Annotated in this window: 8 protein-coding genes and 1 riboswitch; of the genes, 1 reads left to right on the top strand and 7 read right to left on the bottom strand. The window is 29.2% G+C overall.

Going from position 1 to position 14,940, the window contains the following annotated elements:
- Positions 1–41: 41 nt before the first annotated feature.
- Positions 42–157: riboswitch (SAM riboswitch) on the bottom strand.
- 202 nt (positions 158–359) lie between these two features.
- The 6 genes from tagH to galU all read right to left on the bottom strand — a co-directional run bounded on the left by tagH (position 360) and on the right by galU (position 12,373).
- The gene (tagH, locus tag G4D61_RS05340; RefSeq protein WP_163173407.1) at positions 360–1,955 is read right to left on the bottom strand and encodes a teichoic acids export ABC transporter ATP-binding subunit TagH; all 1,596 of its coding nucleotides are present in this window, start codon (positions 1,953–1,955) and stop codon (positions 360–362) included.
- A gap of 193 nt (positions 1,956–2,148) precedes the next feature.
- On the bottom strand, positions 2,149–3,489 hold the full coding sequence (locus G4D61_RS05335) for a glycosyl hydrolase family 28-related protein (protein ID WP_163173405.1): 1,341 nt from the start codon (positions 3,487–3,489) through the stop codon (positions 2,149–2,151).
- A gap of 127 nt (positions 3,490–3,616) precedes the next feature.
- A complete protein-coding gene (locus G4D61_RS05330) occupies positions 3,617–5,623 on the bottom strand; it encodes a DUF6270 domain-containing protein (RefSeq protein WP_163173403.1) in 2,007 nt (668 codons plus the stop codon).
- Between the two features lie 32 nt (positions 5,624–5,655).
- A complete protein-coding gene (locus tag G4D61_RS05325; RefSeq protein WP_163173401.1) occupies positions 5,656–7,899 on the bottom strand; it encodes a CDP-glycerol glycerophosphotransferase family protein in 2,244 nt (747 codons plus the stop codon).
- Between the two features lie 188 nt (positions 7,900–8,087).
- Complete coding sequence (locus G4D61_RS05320) at positions 8,088–11,453, bottom strand: CDP-glycerol glycerophosphotransferase family protein (RefSeq protein ID WP_163173399.1); 3,366 nt, start codon at positions 11,451–11,453, stop codon at positions 8,088–8,090.
- A gap of 35 nt (positions 11,454–11,488) precedes the next feature.
- Positions 11,489–12,373, bottom strand: a complete 885-nt coding sequence (galU, locus tag G4D61_RS05315) for a UTP--glucose-1-phosphate uridylyltransferase GalU (protein ID WP_163173397.1) — start codon at positions 12,371–12,373, stop codon at positions 11,489–11,491.
- 560 nt (positions 12,374–12,933) lie between these two features.
- Between galU and G4D61_RS05310 the strand changes: the two genes are divergently transcribed.
- A complete protein-coding gene (locus G4D61_RS05310) occupies positions 12,934–13,905 on the top strand; it encodes a hypothetical protein (RefSeq protein WP_163173395.1) in 972 nt (323 codons plus the stop codon).
- A gap of 458 nt (positions 13,906–14,363) precedes the next feature.
- On the opposite strand, the gene G4D61_RS05305 is transcribed toward G4D61_RS05310, so the two are convergent.
- Positions 14,364–14,930: a bifunctional 4-hydroxy-2-oxoglutarate aldolase/2-dehydro-3-deoxy-phosphogluconate aldolase gene (locus G4D61_RS05305; RefSeq protein WP_163173393.1), complete on the bottom strand. Its 567-nt coding sequence runs from the start codon at positions 14,928–14,930 to the stop codon at positions 14,364–14,366.
- Between the last annotated feature and the right edge of the window lie 10 nt (positions 14,931–14,940).

Below are 14,940 nucleotides of genomic sequence, written 5' to 3'. Positions count from 1 at the left end.
TATAAGAAGAAGACTTTGTCATACGAACACAATCGTCGTTCTTCTTATCTTCCAAGCTACTAAAAATAGCTTGCTGGAATTAGCACCTTTTCAATACAAAACATTGAAGGTTGCTGAGGCGTCTTCGGGCCATTCCCTCGACCTCTCGTGATAAGAATATAAATATTTTCACTTTTCATTAAAGTACACCTATTCAATCAATATGTCAATAGCTTTTTAACAATTAATCGTTTTATTTCAATAATGAAATAAAACAACCTGAGGTCATCTAAATATCTAGAGCAATTATCTCTAATATTAAAATGACGCTCAGGTTGTGTAATTGTAATTGTAATCTCTTTTAAAATGAACGATGATTTTTACCTTTTTAGTACAGTTAAAGTATCAATGGTTCCATTCGTAGATAATACAAAAATAAAATCATATTTAGAACCATGGTACAGCAATGTATCATCAGATTTTAACTGGGGTTCCCCTAATTGTGCAGCCACTTCAGAAGGGGAAGAGCCAGTGACTTTTATCGTAAAGCCCGTTACAACACCTTTTTTATACTTATACGTAGTGTAAGCGAAAGACTGTTCTGCTCCTTTTTTCTTTCCAATCATCGGAATAGCTTCTTTTAAAGAGGGAGTAAAACCGATCAACTGGTCAATTTGCTTAGCAATTTGTTCATCATTCTTTTCATCCTTAATATTAGTCAAAACCTTACTGCTAATCCAACCTTCATACCCCTCAAAAGACACTCTATACCACGTAACCCCATCAGTATTTTTCTTCGATGTTTTTATCTGTAAAGCTTGCCCAAAATTAACGGTAGCAATCGCTGCACCATCAGGAGATTTTCGAATATTTGCCTTTGGAACATCGACATATCGGAATGTACTAGCCTTTTTTTTCTGTTTCTTTGTCTTTTCCGTTGTCACAGTATTCTTCGATTTAGCATGCTCTACAGTGTGATGAACCGCAGAAGACTTGTGATTTTGCTGTTTTGAAAGTAATCCTGACTTTGTCGCGTATATTACGCCGCCGATTAATATCAAGAATATAATTACATAAAGCAGCCGTATAAAATAACGAGCTACTTTATGTTTTTTTTTACTTTCTCTTAAAAGTCCCTGTGGAATTAGCTCATCTTCATCATTCGCAGCCCTCTGTTCCTGTTCCCTCAATCTGCTCCGCTTTTCTAAAACCATTTGTTTAAAGTTTTTTTGTTCTTCTTTAGACATTTTTTTAAACTCTTTTAAAAACTTTTCGTATTCCGGTACGATTTCTTCAATTGTGCCATATGCTTTTACTTCACCTGCTTCAAGCCAAAGCGCCTTTTGACAAAATTTCTTCACCTGTCCAATCGAGTGGCTAATGAAAAAGATTGTTTTGCCTTTTTCCTTAAATTCATTCATCTTATCTAAGCATTTATCCGTGAATGTTTGGTCGCCAACCGATAATGCTTCATCGATTACTAAAACATCAGGATCAACGTTAACTGAAATCGCAAATCCTAGCCGTGATTTCATACCGCTTGAATAATTTTTCACAGGCTGATCAATAAATTTACCTATATCAGCAAATTCGATGATCTCAGGCATTAACTCGCGAATTTGTTTTTTATTAAATCCAAGCATTAAGCATTTTAATTCAATATTCTCTCTACCAGATAAGTTATTATTTAAGCCTGAATTGATCGCAATTAATGATGCCTGCCCTTTTACCTCAATTGAACCTGAAGTTGGAGGAATGATACCGGTAATTAAATTTGATAATGTAGATTTTCCGGCACCGTTAACACCAATGATTCCGATGACATCGCCCTCATCAGCAGTAAAACTAATATTTTGCAATGCATAAAAATCTTCACCATAGCCGTCTGGAATAACGACATCTAATAGCTTTTGGGCATTATTTTTGTACATTTTATATTTTTTTGTAACATTTTTGAAAATGACTGAATGACTCATAATTTCTCTCCAATAATTAATGATCTCTCATGTGCAGTGAAAAGATTATATCACTTATTTACTATAACAAAAATGAAATTACAAATCGACGGTAAGAATAAATATTTAAGGAAATCATTTAAAAAGGAGCTAATATGTTACTATAGCTCCTTCTGAATAATCAAAACATCACAATAATCCATAAAAATGCGAATCAACTAGATAATAATTTATTATTTAATACTCTTGATTCATCACTGTTCAATAGTTGTATATTATAAGTGGTTCCTTTAAAATAATTATCTCTTATTAAAAGACCTTGACATAGCTCTAGTTTAATATTAGGAATATTATTTTTGATTTTTCTATTAGTGCTTATAAAATTATTATTATTAATTTTAATTTTACTATACCTTTTCTCATTATTCTTTATGATATTTCCAGAAATAAGAATATTTTCTTTTTGTGTATTTATAAATTGATTCTTATTTATATAAATATCCTCACCAACTTGCATTTTATCATTAATAATACCCTTCGACGTGTATGTTTCAGATGGAGTAAAAACAAAAATAGAATGTTCACATTCCTCAAATCTATTCCCGGTTATCTCTGTATCCTTATAACTATTTATATGTATACCTGAGAATGAACAGTCTAGAAATGTGTTTTTCGTAATTTGTATATGCCTATTATATTTCCCGATTACTCCTAAACTGTGATCTCCTATACCTACTCCCCATGAACCGAACCCGTCTTTACTGTTATTACCAAATATACAATGAGATACTTTAACATTTTCACACGGAGTCCCATCATAAACTCCTAATATACTGAAACCAATTTTTGTGTGATTTGCGATTTGAACTGCCTCTGCATATCCTCTTGATTTATTGTTAGTAGTATCTTTAAAGCCCATAAATTTGCAATTCTCAATAACAACGTTTTTAGAGGAGTTTAAATCTATACCGTGTGAGTTAACAATATTTAAAACTTTTACATTTCGTATTACAAGACCGTTTGCTCTTGCAATTCCAAAAGCAGTCCCAGGTTTAGGATTGGAGGAATCATTCATCAAAAAAATTCCTCCTTCAATTAAAATATTTCCTTGTCCATTATATCCTGTGTATTGTCCATTCACTTCGCCATTAATTACTACCGTTCCATCATCTTTTCTGACTATAATAGCATCTTTTGCAAGTTTTAAATAAGTGTTACTATATATTCGCAATGCGTGAGTAACAATATATTTGCCATTAGGAATATATACGGTTCCTCCACCATTACTTTTTACTCTATTTAATGCTAATTGAATTGCCTTCCAATCATCATGGTGACCGTCACCAATCGCACCATATTGCTTTACATTGAGTCTAAGAGAAGAATAGTAAGAAGTTTTAAGTATTTTATTTTTTGAGCTTTTTTCTTCATTAATTGATTTAATGTTAGAATTCGATTTATGCTTAGTTAAGTTTATATTCAAAAATAAAATACCTAAAATTAAAATTAATAAAATTAGAGTAATACTAATTGCATATTTCTTTTTATAATTCATTTAAGTATTGGCTCCAATCATCATAATAAATTTATATTCTTCACTAATCAATCTCTACTAATAATTTTTAAGTATCAATGTATCGTATTACAAATTACAAATCAATCCTATATACTTATCGTTATTTTTAAGATCTTGTAACAATTTTTGAAAGTTCACCTATAAGACTTTTATAATAGTTGCTTTCAAAATGGTGAGGTCCAAAAGCATCCTTATGATCCATAGTAGATAAATAGTTATATTTTCTCATATCAATTAATTTGGCATTAGGAGCTTTAGAAAGAAAATAATTATTCATCTTATTCCATATATTATTAAAATAATTCAATTGAGTATTTGTAAATCTTTTCTCTCCTGCGAAATTTTTAACTAATTTATTCTTATCATAATATTCCTTTGCTAGTCCTCCCCAAATAAGAATAACTTTATCTAAGTCTATCAATTTTTCTAGCTCCATAATAAATTGATCACATGACTTTTTCCATTTTTCCCAAAAAGAGGGATTCCTATAATCAAACTGTTCAGTTTCCTTCAACAATTTGTCTTTTAAAAAAGATGTTCTTTGCATTGAACCATGTTGAACCACATAGGCATCTCTGTCTTTAAATTTTCTAACACCATGAATTGCATCTACAAAAAAGTCAATTAAAACATATTCAATATTTTTGTTTTTAAGTTCATTAAAAGTTGACTTTTCAAATTCCCTCTTCAAATTTACAAGATCCGTACCCTTTACTTCAGGAAAATTTTCTTCTTTGAAATCAATTGGGTTGCTAAATAAGCTAATTATCGAAGGCCAAAAATGTGAAAATTCAACACTAAAGTACGTTTTATAATCTGGATTAAAAAAATCATCTTTACTACTGAATGCTAGACGCGTAAAACATGAACCAATGATACCTAATTTGACTGCTTTTTCTGTATTTGGTTCAATGCTAATTTTTAGCGTATTATCATCAGAAATAAGTGCAATCTTAATATTATTATTTACATATATAGTATCTTCAAATTTATTGTTTGTTACTAAAATATATCTTTCTTCATTTTTCTCTATACACAACTGGTAAGCTTGTCTTATATTAGTATCTAAATTTTTAAATATTTCTTCTATATCTAAATTTATATATATATTTTCTTCTTTATTTACCACATTTATTTCTCTAAATGGTACTAATTCTAAGTCATTATAAATTTTTTGCTCTCTAAAAAGAAAACATTTTATATTATTAGTAGAGCTAAGTTCTTTCTTTAACTTTAGTGATAATAAATAACCATTTAAGTTGATAGAATTAATAATAATACTTTTAAAAAGGGATTCTACACGAATAGATAATCCATTTGAAAGTGTCCAATATGGATTGATTTTATTATCACTATTTATATTTATTTCTTCAATTTTAAGCTCTTCATCCCTTTTTAAATCAGCCTCAAGACTTATACCGTCTTCCTTTACTTCTGCAACAAAGTCTAAAACAGTAATGATGTCATCATAAGTAAAATTATTTATTTGTTCAAAATCTAAACTAAATAAATTACTACTTAATCTTTGTAATTCCAAACTTTCAGAATACACTAAAGTATCCTTGAATACTCTTTTTTTCAGATACAAATTATCAATAAATAATTCTTCTTCAGAGTTTTTTATAGAAGAAGTAACAGCTAGCATTATTTTTTTATTTTTATTATCAATATTTAAATAATCTATTTTGTTTCTTAAAGTATTTTTTTGAATCTTAAATGCTAATTCATTTTTTCCTCTACCTATTAGAGTCATTTTTGCAAGTTTATTAAGAGATATCTCTTTAATTTCTTTCAACTGCTTTTTAATATTATCATTAATAAAAAGATCATAATAATTTCCATTACCATCCATAACATTTATATAGACCAGTTGTTTTACCGGGTTTATTATTTGAAAGCATTTAACGAGTTCTTTCAAGCTAATGTTAACTTCATAATGATTATTGTTATGATGGTGTACATCTACCTCAGAACAATTTTCATAAGAATACATTAGGAATCTACCCGTGTCTCGTAACCTTAGTTCTAATTTAAGATTATCAAAATCTTTCTTTGCAGAAAAAATAATATTTATAAACGTCTTATTAACATTAATCTTTTCAACTTGAAACAATTTCATTCTCCTTTTGTATAAACTTCTATTTTTTAAAATTTTTCTTTTAATAAAGCACTCTTAATATTTAATGCTAATTTAGAAGTTAGACTATTTCTTTTCATATATTGCCATAATTTATGAATTAATTTATTTGAATTTAATTTTATTAAATAATTATCGTAGTCTACTCTTCTTTTTAGTAGATCTTGTCTTTGAATAATATTCTCGAAAATTCTTTCTGAATTCTTCGAATCAATATAAGCAAAATAATTATTCCTTTTATCAGCAAATTCCTTTTTTTCTTTAAATCCTCTAACTGCATACTCATTAATTATAGTAAGGAGCCCCGACAAGCTAAATACTCTATCTCCAAAAATCTCTTTTTCCATATTTAAATAACTACCTTGATATTTTTTATAGTCTTCATAATCGAATTGATAAAAAATAACTGGTTTCTTTTGATAGTACATATCCCATGCTACGCTTGAATAATCTGTAACAAGTAAAGAAGAACTCATTAGTAGTTCATTTACTTTTTCCTCTCCATACTTATAAACTTTTACTCTCTTATTTGCACTTGAGAATTTACTAATATATGCTTTGAACTTTGGATGAATATAAAAATTCAACTCAATATCATACTTAACTAAAATTCTTTCTAGTTCAAGAGAATTTAATAATGATGTGTATTGACGATAATACTCTGTTTTAATAAATTTTTCCTCAGTCCAATCATCCATCCAGGATCTCCAAGTTGGCATTAGTAGGATTGTCTTCTTACCACATGATTTATCAGTTAATTGATCCCACCGACTTAAACCAGTTAAAATTATTTCCTCATCTTTATATCCAAAGTTATCTCGTATAATTGATTTCTCATAATTAGAAGAAACTACAAATAAATTAACCGCATTTGAACTAGTCTTTTTAAATATATGATCAACTTTTTTTAAACCGATAACACCATGTTGTAGAAAGACTAGTTTTTTTCTTTTTAATGACTGTTTTATTCTCCCACGCTGGGCTCTAATATTATAAACATGTCCTTTAGATTCTGAAGATATAAGTAACTTTGCAGCATATAAATATACCATATATTTAAAACTCATATATTCTATTACCTTATCATCCATTTCAAAAAGATTTTTATAATCAGAGGAATCTTTTTTTATAATATAGTAAAAACTATCCTTTTTATTATGTTCATAACAATATTTAAAAAAGAAGTAAGCATTATCTTGAGCAGATTCAGAGAATTTTTCAAAAGCAAGCCATATTTTTTTTCGATCAAAGTAAAATTTGAAAATTATATAAAAAAGGTAGGCTAGTCTTTCCTTAAATCTATAAAATTCGCTTTCATATTTTTCCTTTTCTTTATAAATCAGAGCAATTGAATTTACTGCTGTAATATATGGATAGATCCAATATCCATTATCATAGGTATATGACTGACGAATACTGTGGTTAATTTTTTTCTTAACTTTGAATGAAGGATTTTTAATTCTCAAGAAAAATTCTTCCCCATCAACTTGAATTACTAAATAAAAATCCCAGTAATAATTTTCAAACAGTAAGTTAGAAATATCTAAACAAAAATAAACAGATGAGTAATTCTTCTTTCTAACTTCATTAATTTGAAACTCATATTTAATATTTTCATTTTTATTTCTATATATAAGTAATAAGGATTTTATTTCGTATGACTTTAATTCTAAAAATTTTAGTTTTAAATGACCTGTAATAGTACTATTATTCATATTAAACTTTAATAATTTCATGCGAAATGATAATTTTTCATTTGATAAATTCAAATAATTCTTTATTACTAGTGAAAAACCATTTTTGGTAGTTAAATAAGGTGTTACTAAATTAGTTCCTTCTGATACAAAAGATTGGAAATATCTCATATGCTTAAATTGAACATCCCTATCAAATAAGCCTATTCGATATTCTTTTATCACACCTAAATCATTACATTCTTCAATTAGATAAAAATCCCAACGTGATACCATATGACTATATTTCTGTATAAATTGGCCCACATTAATAACAATTACTCCATTACTCTTGATAGAATTGCTAGTTAACTTCTTAATCCATCTAATTTTGGATCTTCTCTCTTGTATAACTAATTGTAAATTCAAAAGATCTAAAAATTTATATTTTTTAATTTTAAACGTTATTTTTTCTTCTTTTATATCCAATAAAATGTCACTAATAGATAATTTTTCTTTAACAACACTATAATCAATTTTTGTTGTGGGTAACATTTGACTATACTTAATTTTCTTCACTTGCATCATTCCTTTAACTTAAGATTATCAACAACATAAAAAATCAAGTTCAAGGGATTAATAACCCACAGTAAATGTTTACATAAGATAGAAATACTTTCAAAAAAATAAGTGCACTACTTAAAAGTCTATTATAAAAAAGGAACGCTAAAAAAGCGTTCTTAAATTTTAGACGACATGTTTATTATTTAAAGGATGTTCTTTTTTTTCTTATCCATAATAGCCTTATATGTCCGTTCACAATTCTTATTATCTACGTATTTAAAATACTTACTTCTAAGTAAACCATAGTTAGGTTTTTCTTTAAAATCTCTCTGATAATAATCCTTGACCATTTTTACAAGTTGATCAACATCAAATACTCTATCTCCGAACAAATCATTTTCCATATCTAAATAACTACCTTGAAAATTATTATAATCTTCAATATCAAATTGGTAAAAAATTACTGGTTTTTTCATATAAAACATTTCCCACGCTACACTTGAGTAGTCTGTTATTAATAGCGATGATTTCATTAATAACTCATTTACTTTTTCTTCCCCATATTGTAAAATCTTAATATTTTTTGAGTTCGTTTTAAAGTTATCAATGTAGGCCTTAAATTTTGGATGTATATAAAATTGTAATATTATATTTTCTGTTTCAAGGAAATCAACAAGTACATTTGAATTTAAAAAGCCAACATATTTCTTATAATACTCTGTTTCTCTGAATTTTGATTCTGGTAAATCATCCATCCAAGTTCTCCAGGTTGGCATAAGAAATATTATTTTTTCTTCCCCAGATAAATCCTTTAGAACATCCCATCTACAAAAACCAGTTGTAATAATTTCATTATCATTATAACCAAAATTATTTTTAATAATATTCTTTTCATAATCAGAAGTAGCCACAAATAAATCAACCGCATGCGTTGAATTTTTATTAAATACGTAATCAACTCTTTTTAATGCTGTAACACCATGTTGCAAAAATACTTGTTTTTTATTTTTTAAGGCTTTTTTTAGTCTACCTTTTTCAATACGAATATCATATGAATGCCCTTTTGATTCAGAAGAAATAAGCAACTCAGCAGCAAACATATACAACATATATTTAAAACTCATAAATTTTAGAACCTTATCCTTCATACCAATAACATTTGAATAATCTGGAGAACTTTCCTTAATTATATAGTAAAAATTTTTCCGTTTGCTATTTTCATAGCAATATTTAAAAAAGTAGTATCCATTGTCCTGAGCACCCTCAGAAAATTTTTCATAACCAAGCCATATACCTTTATTATTAAAATAATTTTTAAATAGCCTATAAGTATAATAAGCTAGATTCTCTTTTATTTTATAAAATGTAGATTCATAAGCTTCCTTTTCTTTATATCCGATAGCCAATGTATTTACCGAAGTAACATATGGATATATTAGAAAACCATTTTTATCTGTATAAGAATATCTTACTACTTTTTTGTCAATTGCCTTTTTAACTTCTTTAGTTGGATTTTTAATTTTAAGGGCATATTCTCTATTGTTAATTTTAACTACAACAAATAAATCCCAATAGTAATTCTGCAGCTCTAGTGAACTTAGGTCAACTTTAAAGAATACTTGAGAGTTGTTTGTATTATCCTTTTTTTCTTTTGCCTCAAACTTATATTCTACTACTTCGATTTTATCACGATACTTTAGCATGACAGAAGTAACCTCATAGACATTACATTCATGTAATTTTAAGGATACTTGTCCACTTATCAATGGTCCTCTCATTTTAAACTTAGTTAGCTTCATATCAGCTTTAACTTTTTCAGAATTCAAATTAATTTCAGGCTTCACAACGATTGATAATTCGTTTTTAGAAGTTAAATATGGAGTAACTGAATTAGGGGTGTCCGTTATTATGCTATCTAAAAACCTGTCATACGCTGGTTTTACCGGAGCATCAAAATATCCTATCCTATTAGTTTCTATTATTCTGTATGTTTGAATTTCTAGATACAAATCCCATCGTGATTGTTTAGTTTTATACTCCTGTATAAATGAATCTAGATTTAAAATTATAGATATTAAACCATCTTTAGATTTATAGTTTAACTCCTGTTTCCACTCTTCTTTTGTTTTTCTTTCCTTAAATATAATAGCAAGTTTTAGATTATCCATGTTATAACCATAATTATTGATACTGAAATGTATATTAGTACCAATAAGTCTAATATCATGGATATTTGTATATCCAGATAATTTTTTATAAACTTCTCTATTATATATCGATTGATCTCCACATAAAATCCCTAGCTCATTTTTACCAGAAATATATACTATTAGACTTAAGTCTTTATTTATTTCAAGTGGGCTCATATGTCTTTGAAGAGCAGATTCAACCCAAATACCTTCTTTTTTCACCTGTGAAATTATAACCTGTTCTTCTTTGTAAAATTTCACATACAAAAACCATCTTTGATTAAGCTCAAAAATGTTATTTTTGTCAAATAGTGACAGTAAGTTAATGTTAATTTCCCTTTTTAATGGATCAAAAAGTACTTCTTCCGTATTCAAAGTAATTACATCTGAACTTTTACGATTTTTAATATATATTGCGTACTCACCTTGAAAATCTATATTATCTGATTCTTTCAAGGAAATTTTCAATGTTTTATTATTTAATGAAAATTGATCAATGTATACATCATTACGTACTACACTATAGATTCTTTTATCCAAGATCTCATCGTTTCCAATTAAAAAAGATAGCTCCCCTTTTGAAGTAATGTACGGTAATATTTTTTTAGTTCGATTTATTTCAAATGAGTTAAAAAATCTCTGGCTTTCTTCACTAATATTTTGATCTAATCCAATTCTATATTTAACTAAATTATACCCACCATTCTTTTGTATTAGATATAAATAATATTCTAATTCATGTTTTAAATCTCTAATGCTTTCAAAAGGAAATTGCAATTTTAAAGGATTAGCACTCAATATCTCAAAGGTAATTCCAACTATACTATTATCTTTTTTATTTTGAACAGCCAAATACAATGGAGAGTTATTAATATTTAAAAGATTTTCTTTAAATGTCAAAATAACATTATTCTGATTAAATTCAACATTCTGAGCAGTGATCTTCTCATCAATTTTATTACAATAGCTTTTAAACACTTCAGTTGCATTACCATATAAAAGAGACAATGTGTTTAATTTAGTTAAATAAGGAACAACAACTCTATTAGAATTTAACCGATATTCATTCGGCAAATATTTATTAACCCTAGTTTTTAAATTAACTGTGTTATATTTTATTTTTATTTTTTTATTTTCTCTATTAATATATAAATCAATAATATTTTTACTCTTATCATCAAAATAAATTCCATTTAAATCTATATTAATAAATTTTCCGTTTTTATTGTTTTCTATTTCAGGAGTTACACTTTGGATTTTTTTCGACTCTCTGTTAACAAATAAAAGTTGAAAATTCTCTACAGGAAATTTTTCATCTTCTATAGTCATAATCAAAAAGTTTTCCCTCAAAGTATAAAAAGAAATTTCAAAGAAATCCATTCTATTTATCACATCTTTCTAATAATTAATTATTATTAAGACTTTATTTTGTATTCTTGTAGCAATTCGTCTATTACTTTAATGACATCTTGTCTTATTTCTTCATGTTGCAAAGCAAATTCTATTGTCGTTTTTACGAATCCTAATTTTTCTCCGACATCATAACGTTTGCCATCAAAATCGTAGGCAAATACGCGCTGTGTTGTATTTAGTTTTTGGATTGCATCTGTTAATTGAATTTCCCCTCCTGCACCTGTTTCTTGATTTTCTAGAAGTGTAAAAATTTCCGGTGTTAGTACATAACGTCCCATGATCGCTAAATTAGATGGAGCAGTTCCTTGGGCAGGTTTTTCAACAAAATTATTAACTTCATAAAGTCGGCCATTTTGTGCTGTTGGGTCAATAATGCCATAACGATGAGTTTCTTCTGAAGGTACTTGTTGAACACCAATAATAGAAGAATGTGTTTCTTCATATTTGTCCATTAATTGTTTTAAGCATGGAGTTTCACTTTGAACGATATCATCGCCTAATAGAACTGCGAATGGTTCATCACCAATAAAACTGCGTGCACTCCAAACAGCATGTCCAAGTCCTTTTGGCTCTTTTTGGCGAATGTAGTGGATATTAGCTAAATTCGAGGAGTAATTTACTTTTTCAAGAAGTTCATGCTTACCTTTTGAAGCAAGATTTTGTTCTAGTTCCGGAGCACGATCAAAATGATCTTCAATTGCCCGCTTTCCTTTGCCTGTAACAATAATAATATCTTCGATTCCTGCTTCAACAGCCTCTTCAATAATATATTGAATCGTTGGCTTATCAACAATTGGCAACATTTCTTTCGGCATTGCTTTTGTAGCAGGTAAAAATCTTGTCCCCAAACCCGCAGCCGGAATAATTGCTTTTCTTACTTTCTTCATAAATTTTATACCCCCAATTTTTAGCTATAAATTCTATTTATATAATAGTTTCTATTCTATTTTTTAATAAGGACCTTTATATTTTAAAATTGTATAATACTACTTCTATACCATCTAAAATTAGTTTTATTCCCATTATTATTAATGTAAAAAACAAGTACAATTTATACCACATTATAACATATTTCATAGCTATTAGGAGTTTCTCGTCATATTTGTAATGCACTTGTAATAGTATGTTGAAGCATGTCGAATTGAAAAAGTCATTTATATTAGCACTACAAAAGGCCTACATAAATACAATTTCTAATATGTTCATTTTATCTTTCTCCATCTAGTTTTCAATGGTAAAATAGCCCACACTCTTTATTTTTGAAGGATAATTTTTTATCTCCCAATGAATAATAAAAGGTAAAATATTTGTTTATGTTTCCTTTTTAAATATGAAAACACTTTCGTTTTTTACAATTATTTGGGAATTCACCCAAGATTTTAATGACCCTATTGCTTTTTCGTGTTAACATTTACTTATAGAAGCACTATGATCGGGGGGGACGTATGTGAAAAAATTGTCGATTTTAGTAATTGCTCTTTTATTAGTTGGATGCACACCACAAGCGTATTCAGACAATTTAACAAAAGGAAAAGATGCTTTTAACGATGGAGATTATTCAAAAGCCGTCAGTTTATTTGAAAAAGCGCAGAACGAAAAAGAAACAGATGAAATCTCTTCCTATATTAAGGCTACACAACTATTGCTTGATAGTGAACAAGCTATAAAACAAGGGAAATTAGATATAAGTTTGAAAAAGGCGAAGCAGGTGGTAGCAATGAAAGGAAATGATTCACTTCTAAAAAGAGCAAAGTCAAAAGCGAAATCACTGATTCATAAGGATCAAACATTATTAAGACAAAAAAAATCCTTGGAGAAGAGCATAAAAAAGGGAAAAGCACTTCTTGCCAACAATCAATATGATGAAGCAAACGACGTCTTAAATAAAGCATTAAGTAAAAACACGTTAGAACACCCTGCAATCTCTGAGCAAAAAAGTACAATCAAGAGTTTAATAAAGCAAGCAGTAAATGGAGCAAAAACATCTGCGTCTGATACTGAGCAAACGTCAGCCCAGCCGCAAAAAAGTTCATCAGATAATACAAAATCTAACCAAGATACAAGCTCAAAAGCAACAAGTTCAAATACTAATACAAACACTAATCAGCAAGAAGGCTCTAGCCAAGGTTCAAGTCAAAGTTCAAGCCAGTCTTCTGATCAATCACAAGACTCCGGTACGAATCAAGGAACAAATCAAAGCTTAACACAAGAAGAAGCTGTCAATTTAGTTAAGCAATACTTAGGTGTCGACTCCGATGACAAAACGATCGTTCAATACGATCACGATGATGGTCAAGGAAACTATATTATTCATGTTTATGAAAAAGTCATAGATGACCCAAGCACTGGTGTAGGTCATAGTGTAACCCGTGGCTGGTACAGTGTAAACAAAAAAACGAAAAAAATTACAGCTCAGTAAGGCTGAACAAAGCAAAATGAGAATAAAGAAATGTTATCCTTCTAAATAGTATAGAAGCCCCCCATTGAATCTATTATGCGATGGGGGGCTTCTATTTTTAGCGCAAGCTCAAGAGGCTGGGAAAAAATTCAAAAGTGGTTAGCTAAAGACGAACATTGTACAAATCAGCTCTGGAAATATACTCCTGCGGGAGGATAGGCATCGGTGAGACCCCGCAGTGCATTTACTTTTGTCCCCGCCTCTTGCTAATTACTTTAAGTCCATGGCCATGATAACTTTCAAGAAAAGGAGTAGAATTTCTTCTATATAAATGGAGTTTAAATGCAAATACTCCATTGGTTTAGAGAAACGTCCGCTCGGTGCTTGCCCACGGTAAGCTTCGGAGAATCCCTATCTAACATAAAAAAGACTGTAGACAAATAAGAGGATAGCAAAAGTATCCTCCTTTTCATTGCCCGTTATAAAACCGGCCCTTTTATTGCAGCCAAGCCGCTTCCCATTCCAACTGCAAGAGCGCCGGCATCGAGCCATTGCTGTGCTGTTTCATTTGTGATTCCGCCAGTTGGAATTAGTTCAATATTTGGGAATGGCCCTTTTAAATGCTTAATATAGCTTGGACTATATGCATTGGCTGGAAAAAGCTTCAATATAGTAAATCCATCTTTCATTGTTTGCATAATGTCTGTAGGCGTCACAACACCTGGAATATAGACGATATGATGTTCTTTAGCAAACTTGCCGAGCTCATGATCGTAGCCAGGGCTAATGACGAATTGTGCACCTGCTCTTACAGCCAGCTGTGCTTGTTCTATCGTTATAACTGTTCCGGCTCCGACAATCATATCTACTTTTCTAGTAAAATATTCGATCACTTTCTCTGCTTCGGGAATCGTAAAGGTCACTTCAAGGATCCGTATACCTGCCTGTATCAGCTTCTCGCCTTTTTCAATTGCTTCTTCCACTGTGTCTGCCCGTAATACCGCGATAAATTGTTCGTCATGGATCTTTTCTATAATTGGATTCATGCTACAGATC

Origin of the sequence: Heyndrickxia ginsengihumi (assembly GCF_011008565.1) — a bacterium.
GTDB classification, from domain to species: domain Bacteria; phylum Bacillota; class Bacilli; order Bacillales; family Bacillaceae_C; genus Weizmannia; species Weizmannia ginsengihumi.
Note: the sequence above shows the minus strand (reverse complement) of the source record. Positions and strands in the feature narration are given on the sequence as shown.

What these genes read in the sequence shown, in the direction of transcription:
- tagH (WP_163173407.1), bottom strand. Translation starts at nt 1,955, where the DNA reads ATGAGTCATTCAGTCATTTTCAAAAATGTTACAAAAAAATATAAAATG.
- G4D61_RS05335 (WP_163173405.1), bottom strand. Translation starts at nt 3,489, where the DNA reads ATGAATTATAAAAAGAAATATGCAATTAGTATTACTCTAATTTTATTA.
- G4D61_RS05320 (WP_163173399.1), bottom strand. Translation starts at nt 11,453, where the DNA reads ATGGATTTCTTTGAAATTTCTTTTTATACTTTGAGGGAAAACTTTTTG.
- galU (WP_163173397.1), bottom strand. Translation starts at nt 12,373, where the DNA reads ATGAAGAAAGTAAGAAAAGCAATTATTCCGGCTGCGGGTTTGGGGACA.
- G4D61_RS05305 (WP_163173393.1), bottom strand. Translation starts at nt 14,930, where the DNA reads ATGAATCCAATTATAGAAAAGATCCATGACGAACAATTTATCGCGGTA.